Origin of the sequence: Citrobacter sp. wls716, assembly GCF_005280975.1 — a bacterium.
GTDB classification, from domain to species: Bacteria; Pseudomonadota; Gammaproteobacteria; order Enterobacterales; family Enterobacteriaceae; genus Citrobacter; species Citrobacter youngae.
The window spans coordinates 291921-314940 of record NZ_SZWX01000024.1 but is presented as its reverse complement, the minus strand read 5'-3'; the positions used below and the strand labels follow the sequence as shown (position 1 = coordinate 314940).

Sequence of the window (23020 nt, the reverse complement as noted above, 5' to 3'; positions counted from 1 at the left end):
CCACGGGTTATCTGGCTAATCCGAAGGAGGTCTAAAATGGGAAGTGGATGGCATGAATGGCCGCTGGTACTGTTCACGGTTCTGGGCCAATGCGTGGCAGGCGCGCTAATCGTCAGTGGGCTGGGTTGGGTTGCCGCCAAAGACGATGTTGTAAGGCAGCGCATTGTTCGCAGTATGTTTTTTCTTTGGCTGGTAATGGGAATCGCATTCCTGGCCTCGGTTATGCATTTGGGGTCTCCGTTACGCGCATTTAACTCACTGAACAGAGTCGGTGAATCAGCGCTAAGTAATGAAATCGCCAGCGGTTCGCTGTTTTTTGCCGTCGGTGGTTTATGGTGGCTGGTCGCTTTTCTCGGTAAAATGCCTGCTGCATTAGGTAAAATATGGCTGCTGGTAAGCATGTTGCTGGGCGTGGTGTTTGTCTGGGCGATGACCAACGTTTACCAGATAGATACCGTACCGACCTGGTATAATGGTTACACTACGGTGGCCTTTTTCATGACCATGCTTCTGAGCGGGCCACTCTTTGCCGCTCTGCTGTTGCGTGCTGCTGGTGTTCCTTTTAATGCCAACGTGTTCGCGGGAATAAGCGTGCTGGCGTTACTGGTGAGTGCAGGTGTGATTGTCCTGCAGGGACTTTCCCTCGGCACAATCCACAGTTCGGTGCAATTCGCCAATGCGCTGGTACCTGACTACGGCCGCTTACAGGTGTGGCGCATCGTCTTGCTGGCCGCAGGTCTTGGGTGCTGGATATGCCCGCTTATCCGCCGTAAAAACCCGCATGCCGCTGGGCTGGCGTTAGGTTTAATTTTAGTCCTGGCCGGTGAAATCATTGGTCGTGGTTTGTTTTATGGTTTGCATATGACAGTCGGAATGGCTGTTGCAGGTTAACTCTCGGGTGCGGGGCAACCCGCACTGTTCAGGATTGTTTGCATGACCCATTTTTCACAATGTGACAACTTTTCAACCGCAGCGCGCGTTCTGGGCGCGTTGTTCTTCTATGCGCCAGATAGCGCTGAAGCATCTGCGATGGTCAGTGCGTTAAAAGCTGATGGCTGGCAAGCACAGTGGCCGCTGCCGGAAGCTACGTTGTCGCCACTGGCTGCACAAATGCAGACAGATAGCGATGAAACGCTCCCACAAGCCTGGCAACGTTTGTTTATCGGCCCCTACGCTTTGCCATCCCCGCCCTGGGGTTCGGTCTGGCTGGATCGCGAAAACGTGTTGTTTGGCGATTCCACGCTGGCATTACGTCAATGGATGCGCGACAACGGCATTCAGTTTGCGCTGCAACAGAATGAGCCAGAAGATCACTTTGGTTCGCTGTTACTGCTAACCGCCTGGCTTGCCGAAAATGGCCGCCACACCGAATGTGAGCAATTGCTGGCCTGGCATCTACTGCCGTGGTCGGCTCGCTTTCTCGATGTTTTTATCGAGAAGGCGGACCATCCGTTCTACCAGGGGTTGGGTAAACTGGCACGCCTGACGCTGGCACAATGGCAGTCGCAGTTATTAGTTCCGGTGGCAGATAAACCATTGTTTCGTTAATGTCACCCACGGGCAGGACAGTTCCTGCCCATTTCCCGCTAAGTTTCGCACGCTGAGCTTTTGCTTCTGCGGCTAATTACCCGCAAAATAAGCCGTCTGAATATTCCTGTCTGGCAACCCATGCATCGTTTACATGCTTATCCTGACCTACGCACTCTGTTTCGGCGTCTGCTGATCGCCGCGATGATTGGTATCCTTGCAGCCCTGGCCGTTGCAGGATTTCGTCATGCGATGCAATTGCTTGAATGGCTGTTCCTGAGTAACGATACGGGAAGTCTGGTCAATGCCGCGACAAATCTGCCGCCGTTCAGACGCATGCTGACACCTGCGCTCGGTGGTCTGGCGGCAGGACTCTTGCTCTGGGGCTGGCAAAAATTTAATCGTTTACGCCCACAGGCCCCCACAGATTATATGGAAGCCCTGCAGACTGACGGGCAGTTCGACGTCAGCGCAAGTCTGGTGAAATCACTGGCCTCTTTGGTCGTCGTGGCGAGCGGTAGCGCCATTGGTCGTGAAGGAGCAATGATTTTATTGGCCGCATTGGCGGCCTCATGCTTCGCACAACGCTTCACCCCGCGTTCGGAATGGAAATTATGGATTGCCTGCGGGGCTGCTGCTGGTATGGCCGGTGCGTATCACGCTCCGTTGGCGGGTAGCTTATTTATTGCCGAAGTGCTGTTTGGCACGTTGATCCTCGCCTCATTAGGGCCGGTGGTTGTCTCCGCCGTCGTCGCATTGTTAACCACCAATGCGCTTAGCAACAGCAACGCGCTACTGTATACCGTTCATCTGACACGTGAGCTGCATGTGCTGGAATATGTGATGATTATCAGCACGGGTCTGTTAGCCGGTCTCTGCGGACCTCTTTTTATGTGGCTTATGACCACCAGCCACAACGGCTTTTTGCGCTTAAAACTCGCACCACCAGGCCAGTTAGCCCTGGGCGGGTTGATCGTTGGCCTGTTGTCGCTACTCACACCTGCGGTCTGGGGCAACGGCTACAGCGTGGTACAGTCGTATTTACTCTCTCCGCCTTTGCTCGCCGTCATCAGCGGAATTTTCATTTGCAAATTGCTGGCCGTACTCGCCAGTAGCGGTTCAGGAGCCCCCGGCGGCGTGTTTACACCAACGTTGTTCGTCGGTTTGTCGATCGGTATGTTACTGGGTCGGGTATGGGGGTTCTGGCTTCCGGGGGCGGATGAAATAGCGGTACTGTTGGGCTTAACAGGAATGGCCACACTGCTGGCGGCGACGACCCATGCCCCCATTATGTCGACATTGATGGTCTGTGAAATGACCGGGGAGTATCGACTGCTCCCCGGCCTGTTGATCGCTTGCGTCGTGTCGTCAGTGCTGTCGCGAACGTTACGCCATGACTCTATCTACAGACAACACGCTGCCGAGCATTGACAGACGAATATACTGAGAAAGCTCGCGCTGCTCGGCACGTGGCAAATAAGGCAATTCACCCATCAACGGTGCCGGTAATTTTTTGCTTAGCACGTCGATGATTTCGGCATAATGCGCCAATCCGGGGTTAATACGGTTCGCTACCCAGCCAATCAACGGCAGCCCGTCACTGGCAATCGCCTGTGCGGTGAGAATGGCATGGTTAATACAGCCTTCCTGAATGCCCACCACCATCAGAACCGGGAGTTGCTCCTGTACTACCCACTCCGATAACGGACGCAGATCGTTCATCAGACTACGCCAGCCACCTGTACCTTCAACAACAACGTGATCAACCTTCTCACTCAGGCTTGCAAGTCCATTGGATAACAGGGTGTAGTTAACCGGACCACTATGCGCCACGCTGCTTTCGTCTTCGCTCAGCGCGATAGGGTTAATCGCCTCGTACGGCAGTTCGATGGATGACACACTTTGCAGCACCAGTGCATCTTTATTGCGCATACCCTCCGGGGTCTCTTTGCTGCCTTTGGCGACGGGTTTGTAACCCGCCACACGTTTACCCCCTGACGCCAACGCTTGTAGTAATGCGCGGGAAACCACGGTCTTCCCAACAGAAGTGTCTGTACCTGTAATAAAGAAACGCTTCAGCATCACTAACTCCACCGTATGCTCTGAAAATATAAGTCAGGAAAATAAAACAGTGGAGAAAGTCTAAAGTATGACGGCCAGAACCAGCTTGAGATAGCGCAATTTTTCGTACAACAGTTAAAAAATGTTAACCCTGTAATAGACGAATCAACAAAGAACCGTTATACATCGCGTCTTTAACGAGAGCGGCCCCCGCCATCGTCCCCTGATTAGAAAATTGCGTACTTTCGACAACAATGCGCTGGCTGTAGGCCGGAAGCGCCTGTTGACGAATGCTGTCAGCAATCGTCGGGAACAAAATGTCAGCGGCTTTACTGAGTGGAGATCCTATCAATATCTTTTGCGGGTTGAACAAATTCACCATGATGGCCAGGATACGACCGACATGTGTCCCAACGCCGTTAATAATATCTTTCGCCAATAAATCGCCCTGCATGGCCGCCTGACACAGTGCGTCTACCGTCAACGGTTGTCCGTGCAGAGAGGAGCTCATTGACTGCTTCAGTCGCACCTGCGCCAGTTCCAGCACGCTGTCGACGCTGGCGATCGTTTCCAGACACCCATGATTACCGCAGTAGCACCGTTTGCCGTAAGGGTCCACCTGCGTATGACCTATTTCGACCAGGCTGCTGCTGCCTGCATGCAGTAAATGACCATCAGTGATCACCCCTGCACCCACGTTGTGATCGATGACTACCTGAATAACATCACGCGCCCCGCGTGATGCACCAAACAGCGCCTCGGCCATGGTCCATGCGCTGATATCGTGCTGAATGTATACCGGCACGCCGGTATGCCGCTCCAGCGTTTCGCCGAGCGGCATCTCTTTTACGTCATCATAGAACGGCATACGATGTACGATACCGTTCTCTGTATCAATAATGCCGGGTAAGGTAATCGCGATGGAAGTTAGGCGTTCGAGTTTTTGCTGGTGACGAATAAAAAACTGATCGACTTGCGCAACAACCCGTTCCAGTAACGATATCTCGCTGACCAGCGCCATTTCAAGACAATCCTCGACCACCAGTTTGCTGCTCAGATCGCGCAGCGCCAGGAAAATCTCGCCACGACTAATACGAATAGAAAGGTAATGCCAGGCTTCTGTTTCGACAACCAGCCCAACCGCCGGACGTCCGCGGTTACCGGCTTCTTTTATTTCCAGCTCCTGCACCAAATGCGCTTCCAGCATTTCTCGGACAATTTTGGTTATACTGGCAGGCGCCAATTGTGCCAGGCGAGAGAGATCAATACGCGATACCGGTCCCAGCTGATCAATCAGACGATAAACCGCGCCCGCATTGGTCTGCTTAATTTGATCGATATGCCCAGGCTGACTATCAGCAACCACCACTTACTCCCTTTATTTTCGCGCTCCGAAATAATCTGTAGACTATGGTGAAGCACTTCAATGGTTTCCGTCAACTTTTTGCTTAGCCTTGTGATTTACTGCACATTTTCGACCATTTTTAAACTAAATTAACCGCGCTGCACTGCGGCTAAAAGCTGCTGGCGAAAACGCTGCGCAGCGTGGCTTTGTTCATGATGCTTCGGCCACACCAACCACATTTCGGAGACCGCATCGTCTTCGGCAATAGGGATCCAACACATTTCATACAATTGCACCCGTTTAAAAGAGGCAGGCAAAATTGAAACCCCCAACCCTGCGGCCACCAGTCCGATGATGGTCATCGCCTCACCGACCTCCTGGGCGATGGTTGGTTTCAGAGCATAACGGCGCATCAGGCCGAGAATATCGTCATACAACCCCGTTCCAACATGCGGATCAAAAAAGACAAACGGCTCGTTTGCCAGCTCCGCCAGCGTCACCACCGGCTTTTGCGCCAGAGGATGTGCGCGTGGAATCATCGCCATCAGCGGCTCATGCAAAATGACCTCCCGCGCCAGCGTGTCCGGTAGTTGCGTATTGCGCAGGAGCCCTAAATCCAGTGTTCCCTCGTTGAGCGGGGCAATTTGCTCGCGCGTATTCATTTCACGGGTTTGCATATGCACCGCAGGATAACATTGGCGAAAAAGAGACAGCGTATCGGACACGGCCTTAATAAACGGGGCTGATGACGTAAAACCGATGCGCAGCTCCCCCGACTCCCCCAGGTGTAATCGCTCAGCACGGGCGGCAGCCTCATTTACCAGACCCAGGATTTGCCGACTGTCCGCCAGAAACTGTTTTCCGGCAGCGGTAAGCGCCACGCTGCGGTTAGTCCGCGCCAGTAGCCGTGCACCCACCTGCTGCTCAAGAATCTGAATCTGCTGGCTCAACGGAGGTTGCGAAATATTCAGTCGTGCCGCTGCACGACCAAAATGCAGCTCTTCCGCAACTGCCACAAAGTAACGTAAATGACGCAGTTCGATATTCATATCTTTAAAATATTATTTGAGATTATTAATATATTAGACAGAATATTGTGATTTTCATACTCTTAAGGCTGGTCCTGTAGACGTAATTGGATGAGCAAGGATTTCAAGTGAGCCGTACAACAACTGTCGATACCGCGCCAACAAGCGATGTTGATGAACAGATAGTTACCCCGCCGGATGGTTTTATCAAACGCGGAACATCCCCATTTATGCGCGTCACGCTGGCGCTGTTTTCCGCCGGACTGGCGACTTTTGCCCTCCTCTATTGCGTACAACCCATACTGCCTGTGCTCTCGCACGAGTTTGGCGTATCGCCTGCCAGCAGTAGTATTTCGCTCTCCATTTCAACAGCGATGCTGGCGATAGGGTTACTGTTTACCGGCCCACTTTCAGATGCTATTGGCCGCAAGCCGGTGATGGTTACCGCGCTGCTGCTCGCCTCTTGTTGTACGCTCCTTTCAACAATGATGACCAGTTGGCACGGTATTTTAATCATGCGTGCGCTGATCGGACTGTCACTGAGCGGCGTGGCGGCCGTGGGAATGACCTATTTGAGTGAGGAAATTCACCCAAGTTTTGTTGCATTTTCAATGGGCTTATACATCAGCGGAAACTCGATTGGTGGTATGAGTGGTCGTTTGATTAGCGGCGTGTTTACTGACTTTTTTAACTGGCGAATCGCGCTGGCGGCTATTGGCTGCTTTGCCCTCGCCTCCGCGCTAATGTTCTGGAAGATCTTACCGGAATCACGGCACTTCAGACCGACATCGTTACGGCCTAAAACGTTATTTATCAACTTCCGTTTGCACTGGCGTGACAGAGGACTTCCACTGTTGTTCGCAGAAGGGTTCTTGCTGATGGGGTCGTTTGTCACACTGTTTAACTACATCGGCTACCGTCTGATGCTGTCTCCCTGGGCGCTGAGCCAGGCTGTCGTCGGTTTGTTGTCTGTGGCTTATCTTACCGGCACCTGGAGCTCACCAAAAGCCGGTTCCATGACCACCCGTTATGGGCGCGGCCCGGTAATGTTGTTCTCGACAGGCGTGATGTTGTTCGGACTAATAATGACTCTGTTTACCTCGTTATGGCTGATTTTTGCCGGTATGTTGCTCTTTTCAGCCGGCTTTTTTGCGGCGCATTCCGTGGCAAGTAGTTGGATCGGGCCGCGAGCCAAACGCGCTAAAGGCCAGGCCTCTTCACTGTACCTGTTCAGCTATTACCTGGGCTCAAGCATTGCCGGTACACTAGGGGGTGTTTTCTGGCATAGCTATGGCTGGAACGGCGTGGGCGGGTTTATCGCACTGATGCTGGTGCTGGCGCTATTGGTTGGTGCCCGATTGCACCACCGTCTGCACGCATAATCAATGATGCCCGAAAACCGGGCATCATAAACGTCTCACGATAACATAAACGTCTGGGCGCTAATCTGCAGAGCAATTACCGTACCGTTCATCAAAATATGTAGCAAAATCGGCATCAGTAAACCGTTACTTTTCAGCCTCGCCAGGATCAAAACCTGGGACACAATAAACAACATCAATAACGTTCTCAGATCCACATACTGTGTATGCATCACGGCGAAAATAGCCGACACCACCACTGACGACAATCCTGTTTTATTATTGAACCAGTACTGAAAGGCATTGAACAGGCAGCCCCTGAAGATGATTTCTTCATACACGGGTGCAATAAATATCAGCGTTACACTGGATAACCAAAGCGCGTAGCTGTTCAGTGAGACCTGGCTTGTCACCCATTCTTCGGTCTTTCTGATCCCCAATACCCAGGGCAGGACCAGCTGCACAATCAGCAGCGCAACAAACAATATGACAAACCACCTGGCGTTGAATGTTCCTTTGCCGAGACCGTCTCTTTTTCTAAAGAAAACGTAATACAACGGCACCAGGACGACGAATTCCAGTGTAAACAGCAGCGGGAAAAGTAATCCTTTGGCGAGCAAGTCGTGACTGGCAGGGAAAAATAATGGGGAAAATGTGAGGCCGAACATCAACAAAAACATAGAGAAACAGCCAGCCACCGCTTTTGTCCTTGCGATATATTCGTTACTGACTTCCTGTTGCACACCTGCTCCTTGGATAAAATGAAATGTTCTCGTTATCTGAACAATACACAACCATGATAAAAAGTATCATTATCATTGACAAGCTACCAAAATTCCCATGCCTATGATGAATGGGTTAATTTGCGAAATCGCGTTAGACTCTGAAATCTGGTCCAACAGAACGAGAACAAAAAATGAGTAACAGCGATAATTACCATCAACTCACCCGTACGTTCCAGCGCCTCTCTCGCTTCTCCCACCTCTCGGCAATAGCCAGTTGGGACATGTTTACCATGATGCCGCCTGGCGGTAGCAAAGCCCGGGGTGAAGCGCTGGCTGAACTGAGCGTGCTTGAACATCAACTGTTAACCGGTGCCAATGTGGCAAAGTGGATCGCCGCCGCACAGCAGGAAGACCTGAACGATGTCGAGCAGGCCAATCTGCGCGAAATGTCACGGCTACATCATCAAGCGTCCTTGCTACCCGAATCACTGGTAGAAGCGAAATCACTGGCGGGCAGTCGTTGCGAACATGCCTGGCGCAGCCAACGCCCGGCCAATGACTGGGAAGGGTTTGCTGAAAACCTGAAAGAGGTGGTTAAGTACAGCCGCGAAGAAGCCCGACTGCGTGCAGAAGCGAAAGGATGTTCGCCCTACGACGCATTACTGGATGTCTTTGAACCAGAGATGACCAGCGCCCGGCTGGATATTCTCTTTGCCGACATCAAGAGCTGGCTACCCGAATTGCTCAATAAGGTAGTGGCAAAACAATCACAACAATCGCTTATCGCCCCCACTGGTCCCTTCCCGACTTCAGTTCAGCGTGAGCTGGGCCTTGAAACCATGGCGCAGTTAGGTTTTGATTTTACCGCGGGACGCCTGGACATCAGTGCACATCCATTCTGCGGCGGCGTACCGCAAGATGTTCGGATTACCACCCGCTACGATGAAAACGAACTGCTCAGCGCGTTATTTGGCGTCATTCATGAGACAGGTCATGCGCGTTATGAGCAAAATCTACCTCAGAACTGGTCAGGACAACCTATTGCCCTGGCACGATCAACCGCCATCCATGAATCTCAGAGCCTGTTCTTTGAAATGCAATTAGGCCGCAGCCCAGCGTTTCTGAAACGGTTAATTCCCGCAGTAACCCGACATTTTGGCAATCAACCCGCCTTTGAGGAAAGCAATTTCATCGCCTGGAACCAGCAGGTCAAACCGGGCTATATCCGCGTTGACGCCGACGAGGTTAGCTATCCTGCTCACGTGATCCTGCGTTATGAAATCGAGCGCGCGTTGATTAACGGCGACATTGAGGTCGATGATATTCCTGCCTTGTGGAATGAAAAAATGCAGGCCTGGTTAGGGCTCTCTACGATCGGGAACTACCGTAACGGCTGTATGCAGGATATCCACTGGACCGATGGCGGTTTTGGCTACTTCCCTTCGTACACATTGGGGGCGATGTATGCAGCCCAGCTTTTCAGTGCAGCTAACCGTGCCTTGCCAGGTTTAAACCACGCCATTGCGCAAGGAGATTTTAGCGCCTTGTTTGACTGGTTGCGCCAGAATATCTGGCAACATGGCAGTCGTTTCACGACCGAGCAGCTCATTACCCAGGCAACCGGAGAGCCGCTGAGCAGCCGCTATTTCCGCGCCCATCTGGAAGCCCGCTATCTGTAATCGTAAACCGTGAGTCATTGTACAAACGGTTACACGTCGAAACCAATGACTCACGGAAGCCCAGAGATTACAGCGATATAGTTATTTCAACGGCCCCGCAGTGGGGTTGAATGAAAAACCAAATCGAGGGTATGAGAATGAAAAAAGTATTAGCTCTGGTTGTTGCCGCTGCTATGGGTCTGTCTTCCGCTGCATTTGCTGCTGAAACAACTGCTACTACCGCTCCGACTGCTGCTGCGACCACGAAAGCCGCACCGGCAAAAACCACTCATCATAAAAAACAGCACAAAGCAGCTCCGCAGAAAGCGCAGGCTGCCAAAAAGCACGCTAAAAAATCCGCAGCTAAACCGGCTGTAGAACAGAAAGCTCAGGCTGCGAAGAAACACACCAAAAAAGCAGCAACCAAGCCAGCTGCAGAGCAGAAAGCTCAGGCTGCCAAAAAACACACCAAAAAAGCAGCAACTAAACCAGCTGCAACCAAACCAGCCGCAGAGCAGAAAGCTCAGGCCGCTAAAAAACACACCAAAAAAGCAGTAAAACACGAAACCGCTAAACCAGCTGCTCAACCGGCTGCATAAAACATCTGTAGTAACCATGGCATCCCCCATGCCATAGCATACGGCGCTAAATCAGTCTGATTTAGCGCCGCCTTTCGGAGGGTAAAATGGTGTCACATTACCGCTTTGAGTTCATTCTTATTACCCTGATAATTTGCGCTCTTATCGCCATGCATTTTTATCTTTCCTGAGTGTAGTTATCTGATTTTACTCCCACTTTCCCGCCGTCCCGTCTATAGTATTAACTGAGGGTTTGCTGTTAATAATCATAATTCCCCACCAGAGTGTGATATGCATAAAACCATTGCGGTATTACTGGGTTCAATTTGTCTATTTCCTGTCGTTGCACATGCGGAGCAGCCTGCAACGACCATTGCTGAAGCCGATAACATAAAAACGCTGTTTTTTGGTCATGATGATCGTGTGAGGGTGACTGACCCTACACAATCACCGTGGGACGCTATCGGGCAACTGGAAACCGCCAGCGGTAACCTGTGTACGGCTACGCTCATTTCACCTCACCTGGCCCTGACCGCCGGGCACTGCTTACTCACCCCACCAAAAGGCAAGCCGGATAAAGCCGTCGCGCTACGTTTTGTGTCGAAAAAGGGTATCTGGCGCTATGAAATCCACGGCATTGAAGGACGGGTTGATCCCTCTCTCGGCAAGCGTTTAAAAGCAGATGGTGACGGCTGGATTGTCCCACCTTCTGCAGCTCCGTGGGATTTTGGTCTGGTAGTGTTACGTTATCCCCCCTCCGGGATCACGCCGCTACCGTTATTTGACGGTGATAAAGCCGCGTTAACCGCTGCGCTAAAAGCTGCTGACCGTAAAGTGACTCAATCGGGGTACCCGGAAGATCACCTGGATGACCTGTACACGCATCAGGATTGCGTGGTAACTGGCTGGGCGCAAAATACAGTCTTGTCGCATCAGTGCGATACGCTCCCTGGCGACAGCGGCTCCCCATTGATGTTAAAGACAGATTCAGGCTGGCAATTGATTGGTGTGCAAAGCTCCGCTCCAGCAGCAAAAGATCGCTGGCGGGCAGATAATCGCGCCATTTCTGTGACGGGTTTTCGCGATAAACTCGAAGCACTGGCGAAGGGATGACGCATGCTGCCCACGTTTGCGGGCAGCACGTAGATTAAGCAAGTTTGATCATTATCATTCCGGCCAGCAGCAAGGCGACGCCAATCCAGCCTTTGTTATTCAGGCGCTGACCAAAAAGCACCCATCCTGCGGCCAACGTTGCGGCGATCCCGAATCCTCCCCACAGCGCGTAGGCGACAGAAAGGTCGATCCCTTTTACCGCCTGGGACAGCGCACTAAAGGCCGCTAACACCGCCACCAGCGACAACACGCCATAAGCCTTACGGCGGAAACCATCGGAAAATTTTAAGAAGACGTTAGCAACGATTTCAAGAACGATGGCCATTCCAAGCCACGCGCCGTGAACCCACTCAAACTGCTGCATGGGTCACCTCCCTCCTCGCTTTTGCCGGCTTGCGTGTACCCGATTTGATCAACACAATGCCTAACACCAGCGAGACCAGTCCAGCAACTTTCATCGTGGTCAAGGTTTCGTCGAATAACAACACGCTAAACAGCGTAATAAATAAAATTCCGATACCTTCCCATAAGGCATAGGCCACACCAAGGGCGATTTTTTTAACGGCAAAACTGAGAAAAATATACGATAAGGCGATCATTACCAGCATTAAAATAAAGCCCGCATTACCATGGCCTACGCTGGCCCATTTCATTGAAAGCGTACCGGTAATTTCAGCCGCAATGGCCAGACCTAATAATATCCAGTAAAACATGATGCTTCTCCTGCTTGAGAATATAGTCCTTTGGGCCTACTGCATGCAGTAAACCAAAAAATAGAATCAGATAGCTCAGCGCATAACGCCAGCTCAGGCAGAAGAAGGGACTAAAGCGCGTTGCGCCAGTGTTGCTCACCCGCAAGCAAGAAAGTGGAGGAGGTACGAAGAAGTGTAGGTAAACGCAAAAACATCCTGAACGTATTGTCCATAATATTACAATTATCCGCAGTGTTGCTTCTCATCATCGCGGATGATAATTGTCCTCGGTAGTTAAACACAGATGATTTGTATCATAGGTTCAATGCGAACTCAAAATCTTTTCACTTCTTTACCCGACTCGTTTGATTTTTGTTATAACGGCTCGAGGCAGATCACATTATTATATTGATAAAAAACTCAGGGATTCACATGGCAAAACCGATCATCACGCTTAACGGCCTAAAAATAGTTATTATGCTCGGCATGTTGGTTATCATTTTAACCGGTATCCGATTTGCCGCCGATATCATCGTACCGTTTATTCTGGCGTTATTTATCGCCGTCGTGCTTAATCCCGTAGTACAGCGCATGGTTAAGCTCCGCATACCGCGTGTATTTGCCGTGTCATTGCTGGTTGTTATTATTGTCATGCTAATGGTGCTGCTTCTGGCTTATTTAGGTACATCCTTAAATGAGCTGGCACGGACACTGCCGCAGTATCGTTCGTCATTGGTTATCCCACTGAAAAATATCGAACCGTGGCTACAACGTGCGGGGATCGGCGTTTCCGTAGACGAGTTGGTGAAATATGTCGATCCGAACGCTGCGATGACGCTGGTCACCAATTTATTGACGCAACTCTCTAATGCGATGTCCTCGATATTTCTACTGTTGCTGACCGTGGTTTTTATGCTGCTGGAAGTACCGCAACTCCCCGGAAAACTCAAACAAATGATGAGCCGCCCTCTTGAGGGAATGGCCGCGATCCAACGCGCTATCGACAGTGTCTCACACTATCTGGTACTAAAAACCGCCATCAGCATCGTCACCGGCCTGGTCGCCTGGGGCATGCTTGCCGCACTGGATGTCCGCTTCGCGTTTGTCTGGGGACTACTGGCCTTTGCCCTGAATTATATTCCTAACATCGGTTCGGTGTTGGCAGCGATTCCCCCTATTGCTCAGGTACTGGTATTCAGCGGTTTTTACGACGCGTTGCTCGTGCTGGCAGGTTATCTGGTGATTAACCTGGTATTCGGCAATATCCTCGAACCCCGCATCATGGGACGTGGGCTGGGACTTTCTACGCTGGTGGTATTCCTGTCGCTGATTTTTTGGGGCTGGCTGCTCGGCCCCGTTGGGATGCTGCTTTCAGTACCGCTGACCATCATTGTAAAGATTGCCCTTGAGCAAACAAATGGTGGTCAAAGCATTGCCGTCCTGCTGAGCGATCTTAACAAAGAATAAGTGTATGCCCCGCTATCACGGAGCTGTTCAACTACTGTTTGTCACGGAACACCAGTGCGGCACTCATCAGTGTGAATAGCGCAATAATCCAGGCCATGGTCCAGGGGGTGCCGTCACTCAATCTCGCCAGCAGTAACGATGAGATGATGCCACTGCCATACTGTAATGAACCAATCAGCGCCGAAGCTGATCCGGCGATATTGGGGGCCGCATCCAGCGCGGCGGCCGTCGACGTTGCTGCAATGATCCCATTCATCGAAAATAGCAGAAACACAGTGATGATAATGGCAATAACCCCCCCTATTTCCAGCTGAACCAGCAGTGCCAATGCAACAGCAGCCAGTGCCGCCAACATTGTCGCGTACTTAAGCAACTGTTCTAACGCGTGCCGTTGCACCAGCCGGCGGTTGACCGCACTCATCGCCATAACGCCGACAATATTTAACGCAAATAACCAGCCATAATGCTGCGGATCGACATGGTAATAGCGAATGTAAACAAATGGCGAACCGGTAATAAACGCATACGCACCCACGTAATAAAAGGTCAGACTCAGGGTGTAGCGCATAAATCGACCATTGGTTAATAGCGCGCGGTAATGCCGGAATGCGCCTGCCAGTGAGGCTTTTACGCGTCTTTCTTCAGGGAGTGTTTCCGGTAACCACAGCAACGAGATAAACATCAGCACGCCAATGGCCACCAGTAACCAAAAAATAGAGTGCCAGGTGCTCAGTCGAATAATTTGCCCGCCAATCAATGGCCCTGCGATGGGGGCAATCGCCATAACCAGTACCAGGGTTGACAACATTTGCGCCGCACGAGTACGAGCAAAGAGATCACGAATAATGGCACGCGCCAGCATCGGTCCGGTACAGGCCCCCAGCGCCTGAAAGACCCGCCAGAAAACAATTTGCGTGATATCCGTGGACAGCGCACACCCCGCAGAACCGATGATAAACAGCACCATGCCGATGAACAACGGTGTACGTCTGCCCAGATGATCGCTGATCGGTCCCCAGATCAGTTGCGCAATAGCAAACCCCACCAAAAAACCGGTAACAGTAAGCTCCACATTGCCGTTTAAATCCCCCGCCATGGTCGGCATCGCCGGGAGGTAGATATCGGTTGAAAGTGAAGTAAAGGCCATCAGGCCGCTGAGGATGAGAATAAAAGAGAGACCGGTCTGGCTTGCAGCAGCAGCCGGCAGGCACTGTTCACGTGTGCGCATAGCGTCCTGTTATCTTAGGAAAAGTCAGGTGGCAGTATATACGGGGTGAATGACAGTGATTAGATAGCCGAAGAAGCATAAGTTTATGAACGCCAATCATGAGTAACACCCTCTCCCCGCTAACATATGCGACAACCTTCGCATTTTAGCCTGCTAAAAATGAATTTAGCTCATAGGTCTATGCTGATTTAACGGACTAATGGTGTGAACAGATTCTTGCTAATCTGCTGGCAATGCAAAAAATGATGTTCAGGAGCGTTCCATGAATACAACGGTCTTAAATAACGGTGTTGAGATGCCTCTGCTCGGTTTTGGTGTATACCAAATGACCGAAGCGAACGAGTGTGAGCAAGCCGTGCGGGATGCCATCGAAACAGGATATCGCCTGATCGATACCGCCGCCTCCTATCTGAATGAAACTCAGGTCGGCAATGCGCTGAAACAAAGCGGCGTACCCCGCGATGAACTTTTCATCACAACCAAGCTGTGGTTACAGGATACCAGCTACGCTGGCGCGAAAGCTCAGTTTGCGCGTTCGTTGCAGCGCCTTCAACTTGACTACCTTGACCTGTATTTAATCCACCAGCCCTATGGCGACGTACACGGTGCCTGGCGTGCGATGGAGGAACTCTACGAGGAAGGGAAAATTCGCGCAATTGGCGTCAGCAATTTTCACCCGGACCGTCTGGCAGATTTGATGGCCTTCAACCGCATCATCCCGGCGGTGAATCAGATAGAAGTGAATCCCTTCCACCAGCAACCGCATGCCGTAGCCTGGATGCAGAGCCGCAATATTCAACCACAAGCCTGGGCGCCGTTCGCCGAGGGGCGCAATGACCTGTTTCAAAATCCGACACTGGCCGCGATTGGTAAAAAGTACGGGAAAAGCATCGGTCAGGTAGTACTGCGTTGGATTTATCAGCGCGGAATTATTTCTCTGGCGAAAACCGTGCGTAAAGCGCGTATGACAGAGAATATTCAGATTCTGGATTTTACCTTAACGACTGAGGAAATGACGCAAATCGCCGCCATGGACGCCGGGATCAGCGCATTTTTCTCGCATCGCGATCCGGCGCGCGTGGAATGGATAACCCAGCGTAAACTGGATGTTTAATAAAAAAACGGCCTCCGCAGAGGCCGTCTTACTTTTAAGCACGCATTACAACGCTTTCAGAATCGCATCCACGCTGGCTTTGGCATCACCAAACAGCATATGGGTGTTTTCTTTAAAGAACAGCGGGTTCTGCACGCCTGCATAACCGGTGTTCATTGAGCGTTTGAACACGATAACATTCTGCGCTTTCCACACTTCCAGCACCGGCATTCCGGCTATCGGGCTGCGCGGATCATCCTGCGCTGCCGGGTTCACCGTATCGTTGGCGCCAATAACCAGCACGGTATCGGTATCGGCGAAATCATCGTTGATTTCATCCATTTCCAACACGATGTCATACGGCACTTTTGCTTCCGCCAACAGCACGTTCATGTGACCAGGCAAGCGCCCTGCTACCGGGTGAATACCAAAGCGGACTTTGATACCACGGGCGCGCAGTTTCTCAGTGATTTCCGCCACCGGATACTGCGCCTGCGCCACCGCCATACCGTAGCCCGGGGTGATAATCACAGAATGAGAGTTTTTCAGCATTTCAGCGGTATCTTCGGCATTAATCTCGCGATGTTCACCTGCTTCTTCGGTATCACCGGTTGAGGACCCATCGGTGCCAAACCCACCCGCAATAACGCTGATGAAAGAACGGTTCATTGCCTTACACATAATGTAAGACAGGATCGCACCCGAGGAACCGACCAGCGCACCCGTGACGATCAGCAGATCGTTGCTCAGCATAAAGCCTGCCGCTGCTGCCGCCCATCCTGAATAGGAGTTCAGCATAGAGACGACGACTGGCATATCGGCCCCACCGATGGATGCTACCAGGTGCCAACCAAACGCCAGTGCGATAATGGTCATCACCAGCAGCGCCAGAACCTGCAGGCCCACGCTCTCGGTACGAACAAACACCACCAGCAGCAGGAAAGAAACCACCAGTGCCGCCAGGTTCAACTTATGGCGATTCGGCAGCATCAGCGGCTTAGATGAGATCTTGCCGCGCAGTTTACCAAACGCCACGATAGAACCGGTGAAGGTTACTGCACCGATAAAGATGCCGAGGAACACTTCAGTCAGGTGAATGTTCACCAGGATCGGTTCCAGACCGGTATCGTGATACAGGTAGCTGTTGAAACCAACCAGTACGGCGGCCAGACCGACGAAGCTGTGCAGAATCGCCACCAGCTCCGGCATCTCGGTCATCTCGACTCTTTTCGCCAGACGAATACCAATTGCACCACCAATGATCATTGCAACCAGAATCCAGGCGACGTTGCCGGTATCCGGGCCAAAAATCGTGGCAATCAGCGCAATCGCCATCCCGGCGATGCCGTAGTTGTTACCCTGTTGAGACGTTTCGTGTTTGGAAAGTCCCGCCAGGCTGAAAATAAACAGGATTGCGGCAACAATGTATGCAGCTGTAACTAATCCTCCAGACATATGTTACCCCTTAGTTTTTCCGGAACATTTTCAGCATGCGCTGAGTCACGGTGAAGCCACCGAAAATATTAATGCTGGCAATAAGCACCGCGATAAAACTCAGGAAACTCACCCAGCCGCCCTGGCCAATTTGTAATAATGCCCCCACGACGATGATCCCGGAGATAGCGTTAGTCACGGACATCAGCGGGGTATGCAACGCATGCGAGACATTCCACACCACGTAGTAACCCACCACGCAGGAAAGTGCGAACACCGTAAAGTGTCCGAGGAACTCTTTTGGCGCGACGTCGGCTAGCCAGCCAAACAAAATCACCACCAGCGCCATCAGCGCATATTTGCGCCATGGGGATGCAGGTTTTTTCTCTTCCTGTGGTGCAGGTGCAGCTTTAGGCGCCGCTTGTGGCTGAGCAGAAACCTGGATGGGTGGTGCAGGCCACGTAATTTCACCATCGCGAACCACTGTCACGCCGCGCACCACCACATCGTCAAAATCAACGGTGATGTTGCCGTCTTTCTCTTTGCACAACAGTTTCAGCAGGTTTACAAGGTTGGTGCCATACAATTGTGAAGACTGAGTCGGCAAACGTCCCGGCAAATCGGTATAGCCGATAACCTTGACGCCGTTCTCGGTGGTGGTCACCTGATTGGCAACGGTATACTCGCAGTTACCCCCGTTTTGCGCGGCGAGATCGACAATCACGCTGCCGGGCTTCATCGAATCAACCATCTCACGCGTGATCAGTTTCGGCGCTGGTTTCCCCGGGATCAGCGCGGTGGTAACGATGATGTCGACGTCTTTTGCCTGAGCGGCGAACAGCTCCATCTCCGCTTTAATAAACGCTTCGGACATCACTTTGGCGTAGCCATCGCCGCTGCCCGCTTCTTCTTTAAAGTCCAGTTCGAGGAACTCAGCGCCCATACTCTGAACTTGTTCTTTTACTTCCGGGCGCGTGTCAAAGGCGCGAACAATCGCCCCGAGGCTGTTTGCTGCACCGATAGCGGCCAATCCCGCCACGCCAGCACCGATCACCATCACCTTGGCAGGTGGAACTTTACCCGCCGCGGTAATTTGCCCGGTAAAGAACCGTCCGAACTCATGTGCCGCTTCAACAATTGCACGATACCCGGCAATGTTGGCCATCGAGCTTAAGGCATCCAGTGACTGCGCACGCGAAATACGCGGCACGGAATCCATCGCCATGACCGTCACATTTCGCTCAGCGAGCTTTTGCAGTAGCTCAGGGTTCTGTGCAGGCCAGAGAAAACTCACCAGCGTGGTACCCGAATTAAGCAACGGAATCTCAAACGCTTCTGGCGCATTGACCTTCAGGATAATCTCTGACTGCCAGACAGCATTCCCGTCAACAATTTCTGCGCCTGCTTGCACAAACGCCTTATCGTCAAAACTAGCCAGTTGACCTGCGCCGCTTTCAACCGCGACGCTAAAACCCAGCTTCAGCAGCTGCTCAACCGTTTTCGGTGTGGCTGCAACACGGGTTTCATTGGTTAACCGTTCTTTTGGTATGCCAATTCGCATAATGTTCCCTTCCATCTGTATTTTTGATGATGGTTTATCAATGTTCGCAAGAGGCATGCGCACACTCCCGAGAGAGCTCAGTGTTACCCCAATAAAATAAAACAGTAACAAACTCTGTATAAGCTACTGAAAATGACGCCTGTGATCTAGCGCCAAAAAACAGTATTTATTATGAAATTTGCAAAACAGGAATGAATTCATTCGCAAGCAGGGATAATGCCCTTTAAATAGCCCGCAAAGGCCGATAATTCGCTCAAGCGAAGCGGCAAAACATGATTAAGCGCCACCGTAGAACAATTGATTAACATTAAATTAACTTATGAAATTCAACTGCTTTATCAGTTTTAGCCGCCAAACGCCGAATTTTTAGACATATCACTAAATGTTATCGATGTTGTTAGCATGGGTGGCACGATGAGTGAAAAATCACGCAGACACTGACACAATTTAAATGCAATAATCAGCCACGTTTCTAGTCAATAACAATACCAGTACCTGGTTTGCGCAAGGCGAAGGATTATTTTTATGAAGCTTAAGAACACTCTCCTGGCGTCCGCTCTTCTTTCTGCGACTGCTTTTTCTGTAAATGCAGCGACAGAATTGACGCCGGAGCAAGCAGCTGCCCTGAAACCCTATGACCGCATTGTGGTTACCGGTCGTTTTAATGCTATCGGTGATGCGGTAGACGCCGTATCTCGTCGTGCAGATAAAGACGGTGCAGCCTCCTTTTATGTTGTTGATACCTCAGATTTTGGCAGTGGCGGTAACTGGCGCGTCGTCGCCGATATCTATAAAGCCGACGCTGAAAAAGCAGAAGTCACCAAAAATCGCGTCATCAACGGCGTTATGGAATTACCGAAAGACCAGGCTGTTCTGATTGAACCTTTCGATACCGTTACGGTTCAGGGTTTCTACCGCAGCCAGCCTGAAGTAAATGATGCCATCACCAAAGTGGCGAAAGAAAAAGGGGCTTACTCTTTTTATATCGTACGCCAGGTTGATGCCAACCAGGGGGGTAACCAACGTATTACCGCATTCATCTACAAAGAAGATGCGAAAAAACGTGTTGTTCAAAGCCCTGATGCGATCCCTGCCGATTCTGATGCCGGACGTGCCGCTTTAGCAGCCGGTGGCGAAGCCGCGAAGAAAGTTGAAATCCCAGGCGTGGCAACAACCGCGTCTCCGAGTGCCGAAGTGGGTCGTTTCTTCGAAACTCAGTCAACTAAAGGCGGACGTTACACTGTCACCCTGCCTGACGGTACTAAAGTTGAGGAGTTGAACAAAGCTACCGCCGCGATGATGGTGCCGTTCGACAGCATCAAGTTCACCGGTAACTATGGCAACATGACCGAAGTCTCTTACCAGGTTGCGAAACGTGCAGCGAAAAAAGGTGCCAAGTACTACCACATTACCCGCCAGTGGTCGGAACGTGGTAACAACATGACCATCAGCGCCGACCTGTATAAGTAACAGACAGTTGTAACAATAAAAGGCGGCTTTATGCCGCCTTTAGCATTTTTAGTCACAAATCTGCCTATCCCCATTGCATGCGCTGTCTTCTCTCCGTAAAATCCCGCGCCTTGAGTCGCTTTCACCATTTTTATGCGATTTGCCAAAATAATTATTCTCTCACTCTCGTTTTTGTAACTGGATACAAATGGAAAAGAAATTGGGTCTGAGCGCACTGACAGCGCTGGTTCTAAGCTCAATGCTTGGCGCCGGTGTTTTCAGCCTGCCACAAAATATGGCTGCAGTAGCCAGCCCGGCAGCGTTATTGATTGGTTGGGCGATTACGGGCGCGGGGATCCTGCTGCTCGCGTTTGCCATGCTTATCCTGACGCGTATCCGCCCGGAACTGGACGGCGGTATCTTTACCTACGCGCGTGAAGGCTTCGGAGAACTGATCGGTTTCTGTTCCGCTTGGGGGTATTGGCTGTGCGCCGTTATCGCTAACGTTTCCTATCTGGTTATCGTCTTTTCCGCACTTAGCTTCTTTACCGATACACCTGCGTTACGTCTGTTTGGCGACGGGAATACCTGGCAGTCTATTGTTGGCGCATCGGTACTGCTGTGGGTCGTGCATTTTCTGGTGTTACGTGGTGTACAGACAGCCGCCAGCATTAATCTGGTGGCGACGCTGGCGAAGCTACTGCCGCTTGGCCTGTTTATCGTTCTGGCATTTATGTTATTTAAGCTCGACACCTTTAGCCTGGACTTTACCGGTGTGAAACTGGGTGTTCCTGTCTGGGAGCAAGTTAAAAACACCATGCTTATCACTCTGTGGGTGTTTATCGGCGTGGAAGGCGCTGTCGTGGTGTCCGCACGGGCGAGGAACAAACGCGACGTTGGGCGCGCGACACTGCTGGCAGTACTTGCCGCGCTTGGCGTCTACCTGTTGGTGACCCTGCTTTCTCTTGGCGTGGTCGCACGCCCGGAACTGGCTGAGATCCGCAACCCATCAATGGCTGGTCTGATGGTTAAAATGATGGGGCCATGGGGCGAAATCATTATCGCCGCGGGTTTGATTGTCTCTGTCTGCGGTGCCTATTTGAGCTGGACGATTATGGCGGCGGAAGTCCCATTTCTGGCATCCACGCACAAAGCATTCCCGCGTATTTTTGCCCGTCAGAATGCGCAAGGTGCGCCATCTGCATCACTGTGGTTGACTAACATCTGCGTGCAGGTCTGTCTGGTGCTGATCTGGCTCACAGGTTCTGACTACAATACGCTGCTGACTATTGCCTCTGAGATGATTCTGGTGCCCTATTTCCTCGTCGGCGCATTTTTGCTGAAAATAGCGACCCGCCCAATTCATCAGGCTGTTGGTGTCGGTGCATGCATTTATGGCTTATGGTTACTGTACGCGTCAGGTCCGATGCACCTGCTGTTGTCCGTGGTGCTGTATGCTCCGGGGTTGCTGGTTTTCCTTTATGCACGCAAAACTCACGCGCATGACAACGTATTAAAACGCCAGGAAATGGCTTTGATCGGCCTGCTTCTTGTAGCAGCTGTTCCAGCGACCTGGATGCTGATGGGTTAAATAGTTGACCCATCGTTTGCGACTCATGGAGATCTCGATGGGTAAAAAGCCCGCTTTGCCAATACTTATCACCGGAGGGGGCCGTCGTATCGGTCTCGCCATCGCGTGGCATTTTCTGAATCAAAAGCAGCCGGTGATCGTCAGTTACCGGACACACTACCCGGCGATTGATGGCCTGCAAGAGGCGGGGGCACAATGTATTCAGGCTGACTTCGCGACCGACGAAGGCGTCCTCGCTTTTGCCAGGGAAGTGAAAGCCCGTACCGAAGGTTTACGCGCTATTGTGCATAATGCCAGCGCCTGGCTTGCCGAAAAACCGGGGCTGCCGCTTTCCGAGGTGCTGTCCAGCATGATGCAGATCCACGTGAATACCCCTTACCTGCTTAATCACGCGCTGGAAGGCCTGCTGCGCGGACATGGGCATGCGGCCAGCGATATTATCCATTTTACTGATTACGTCGTAGAGCGTGGCAGCGACAAGCATATTGCCTATGCTGCCAGTAAAGCTGCTCTGGATAATATGACCCGCTCATTTGCCCGCAAACTGGCCCCGGAAGTGAAAGTTAACGCAATCGCCCCCTCGCTAATCCTGTTTAACGAGGGTGACGATGCAGAATATCGTCAGCAGGCGCTGAATAAATCGTTGATGAAAACCGCGCCCGGTGAAAAAGAAGTCATTGATTTAATAGACTACCTGTTTACCAGCTGCTTTGTCACCGGCCGTAGCTTTGCCGTTGACGGTGGTCGCCACCTGCGCTAGTGCAGTTTTATCCAACAAAAGATCAGCAACCACGCGCTCAGGCTCCAGCAGACTACCGAGCCAATGAGCGCGATGGGTAAACGCATAAAACCGGTGAAGTACCACAGTGAAATGAGGTAGACAAAATAGGGAATAATCGACCACATGCTGAATACAATCGTTGTACGCAGCGCCTCGATCCCACGTTCACTGGCCACAATATAGTGGGCAATCAACGCAAAGGTTGGGAACAACGGAATTAATCCGGCAATATAGTAATTCTTTGTTTTAGCCAGTAAACCAATCAGCACCACTACCAGCGCACCCAGCGCCGCTTTTACTACGAGCCCCATCGTTTTGCCTTAACACA

Annotated in this window: 22 protein-coding genes; 12 read left to right on the top strand and 10 right to left on the bottom strand. The window is 51.5% G+C overall.

The window, feature by feature from the left end:
• Nucleotides 1–36 precede the first annotated feature (36 nt).
• The 3 genes from FDX24_RS07925 (at nt 37) to clcB (ending at nt 2958) form a co-directional block, all read left to right on the top strand.
• Nucleotides 37–891 carry a dimethyl sulfoxide reductase anchor subunit family protein gene (locus FDX24_RS07925; RefSeq protein ID WP_048211715.1) on the top strand — a complete coding sequence of 285 codons (855 nt, stop codon included), beginning with the start codon at nt 37–39 and terminating at the stop codon, nt 889–891.
• 42 nt (nt 892–933) lie between these two features.
• Complete coding sequence (gene dmsD, locus FDX24_RS07920) at nt 934–1548, top strand: Tat proofreading chaperone DmsD (protein ID WP_116361219.1); 615 nt, start codon at nt 934–936, stop codon at nt 1546–1548.
• Between the two features lie 120 nt (nt 1549–1668).
• A complete protein-coding gene (clcB, locus tag FDX24_RS07915) occupies nt 1669–2958 on the top strand; it encodes a voltage-gated ClC-type chloride channel ClcB (RefSeq protein WP_137364098.1) in 1290 nt (429 codons plus the stop codon).
• On the opposite strand, the gene bioD is transcribed toward clcB, so the two are convergent.
• The 3 genes from bioD to FDX24_RS07900 form a co-directional block, all read right to left on the bottom strand.
• Entirely contained in the window at nt 2914–3609 is a 696-nt protein-coding gene (gene bioD / locus FDX24_RS07910; protein ID WP_005121161.1) for a dethiobiotin synthase, read from the bottom strand. The genes clcB and bioD overlap by 45 nt on opposite strands.
• Before the next feature lie 124 nt (nt 3610–3733).
• Nucleotides 3734–4954 carry a sugar metabolism global transcriptional regulator Mlc gene (mlc, locus tag FDX24_RS07905; RefSeq protein ID WP_137364097.1) on the bottom strand — a complete coding sequence of 407 codons (1221 nt, stop codon included), beginning with the start codon at nt 4952–4954 and terminating at the stop codon, nt 3734–3736.
• Between the two features lie 128 nt (nt 4955–5082).
• Entirely contained in the window at nt 5083–5982 is a 900-nt protein-coding gene (locus FDX24_RS07900; protein WP_137364096.1) for a LysR family transcriptional regulator, read from the bottom strand.
• 107 nt (nt 5983–6089) lie between these two features.
• Between FDX24_RS07900 and FDX24_RS07895 the strand changes: the two genes are divergently transcribed.
• On the top strand, nt 6090–7343 hold the full coding sequence (locus tag FDX24_RS07895; protein WP_048211719.1) for an MFS transporter: 1254 nt from the start codon (nt 6090–6092) through the stop codon (nt 7341–7343).
• 35 nt (nt 7344–7378) lie between these two features.
• Here FDX24_RS07895 and FDX24_RS07890 read toward each other — a convergent pair whose 3' ends face one another.
• Nucleotides 7379–8065, bottom strand: coding sequence for a CPBP family intramembrane glutamic endopeptidase (locus FDX24_RS07890; RefSeq protein WP_137364095.1), 687 nt, complete (start codon nt 8063–8065; stop codon nt 7379–7381).
• A 173-nt stretch (nt 8066–8238) separates the two neighbouring features.
• On the opposite strand from FDX24_RS07890, the gene FDX24_RS07885 reads away from it, so the two are divergent.
• The 3 genes from FDX24_RS07885 (at nt 8239) to FDX24_RS07875 (ending at nt 11396) form a co-directional block, all read left to right on the top strand.
• A complete protein-coding gene (locus tag FDX24_RS07885) occupies nt 8239–9726 on the top strand; it encodes a carboxypeptidase M32 (protein ID WP_137364094.1) in 1488 nt (495 codons plus the stop codon).
• Nucleotides 9727–9863: 137 nt separating this feature from the next.
• A complete protein-coding gene (gene asr / locus FDX24_RS07880; protein WP_048211722.1) occupies nt 9864–10304 on the top strand; it encodes an acid resistance repetitive basic protein Asr in 441 nt (146 codons plus the stop codon).
• 270 nt (nt 10305–10574) lie between these two features.
• Entirely contained in the window at nt 10575–11396 is an 822-nt protein-coding gene (locus FDX24_RS07875) for a serine protease (protein ID WP_048211723.1), read from the top strand.
• A gap of 34 nt (nt 11397–11430) precedes the next feature.
• Here the strand turns inward: FDX24_RS07875 and mdtI are convergent, their stop codons facing one another.
• Both mdtI and mdtJ read right to left on the bottom strand, forming a co-directional pair.
• Nucleotides 11431–11760, bottom strand: a complete 330-nt coding sequence (gene mdtI / locus FDX24_RS07870; RefSeq protein WP_040233868.1) for a multidrug/spermidine efflux SMR transporter subunit MdtI — start codon at nt 11758–11760, stop codon at nt 11431–11433.
• Nucleotides 11747–12112 carry a multidrug/spermidine efflux SMR transporter subunit MdtJ gene (gene mdtJ / locus FDX24_RS07865; protein ID WP_161958620.1) on the bottom strand — a complete coding sequence of 122 codons (366 nt, stop codon included), beginning with the start codon at nt 12110–12112 and terminating at the stop codon, nt 11747–11749. The genes mdtI and mdtJ overlap by 14 nt, the downstream gene beginning before the upstream one ends.
• A gap of 408 nt (nt 12113–12520) precedes the next feature.
• On the opposite strand from mdtJ, the gene FDX24_RS07855 reads away from it, so the two are divergent.
• A complete protein-coding gene (locus FDX24_RS07855; protein ID WP_048211724.1) occupies nt 12521–13555 on the top strand; it encodes an AI-2E family transporter in 1035 nt (344 codons plus the stop codon).
• Between the two features lie 31 nt (nt 13556–13586).
• Here the strand turns inward: FDX24_RS07855 and FDX24_RS07850 are convergent, their stop codons facing one another.
• Nucleotides 13587–14783, bottom strand: a complete 1197-nt coding sequence (locus FDX24_RS07850) for a multidrug effflux MFS transporter (protein WP_137364093.1) — start codon at nt 14781–14783, stop codon at nt 13587–13589.
• 262 nt (nt 14784–15045) lie between these two features.
• Here FDX24_RS07850 and FDX24_RS07845 point away from each other — a divergent pair, with 262 nt between their 5' ends.
• Nucleotides 15046–15897: an aldo/keto reductase gene (locus FDX24_RS07845; protein WP_048211726.1), complete on the top strand. Its 852-nt coding sequence runs from the start codon at nt 15046–15048 to the stop codon at nt 15895–15897.
• 45 nt (nt 15898–15942) lie between these two features.
• Here FDX24_RS07845 and pntB read toward each other — a convergent pair whose 3' ends face one another.
• Both pntB and pntA read right to left on the bottom strand, forming a co-directional pair.
• Nucleotides 15943–17331: a Re/Si-specific NAD(P)(+) transhydrogenase subunit beta gene (gene pntB / locus FDX24_RS07840; RefSeq protein ID WP_005121173.1), complete on the bottom strand. Its 1389-nt coding sequence runs from the start codon at nt 17329–17331 to the stop codon at nt 15943–15945.
• Between the two features lie 10 nt (nt 17332–17341).
• Nucleotides 17342–18871, bottom strand: a complete 1530-nt coding sequence (pntA, locus tag FDX24_RS07835) for a Re/Si-specific NAD(P)(+) transhydrogenase subunit alpha (RefSeq protein ID WP_048212589.1) — start codon at nt 18869–18871, stop codon at nt 17342–17344.
• 525 nt (nt 18872–19396) lie between these two features.
• Here pntA and ydgH point away from each other — a divergent pair.
• From ydgH to folM, 3 genes are all read left to right on the top strand, one after another.
• Complete coding sequence (gene ydgH, locus FDX24_RS07830; RefSeq protein ID WP_005121175.1) at nt 19397–20341, top strand: DUF1471 family protein YdgH; 945 nt, start codon at nt 19397–19399, stop codon at nt 20339–20341.
• Nucleotides 20342–20528: 187 nt separating this feature from the next.
• Nucleotides 20529–21911: an amino acid permease gene (locus tag FDX24_RS07825; RefSeq protein ID WP_048211728.1), complete on the top strand. Its 1383-nt coding sequence runs from the start codon at nt 20529–20531 to the stop codon at nt 21909–21911.
• 37 nt (nt 21912–21948) lie between these two features.
• On the top strand, nt 21949–22671 hold the full coding sequence (gene folM / locus FDX24_RS07820; protein ID WP_048211729.1) for a dihydromonapterin reductase: 723 nt from the start codon (nt 21949–21951) through the stop codon (nt 22669–22671).
• Here folM and FDX24_RS07815 read toward each other — a convergent pair.
• Nucleotides 22668–23003, bottom strand: a complete 336-nt coding sequence (locus FDX24_RS07815; RefSeq protein ID WP_137364092.1) for a GlpM family protein — start codon at nt 23001–23003, stop codon at nt 22668–22670. The two genes, folM and FDX24_RS07815, sit on opposite strands and share 4 nt — an antisense overlap.
• Between the last annotated feature and the right edge of the window lie 17 nt (nt 23004–23020).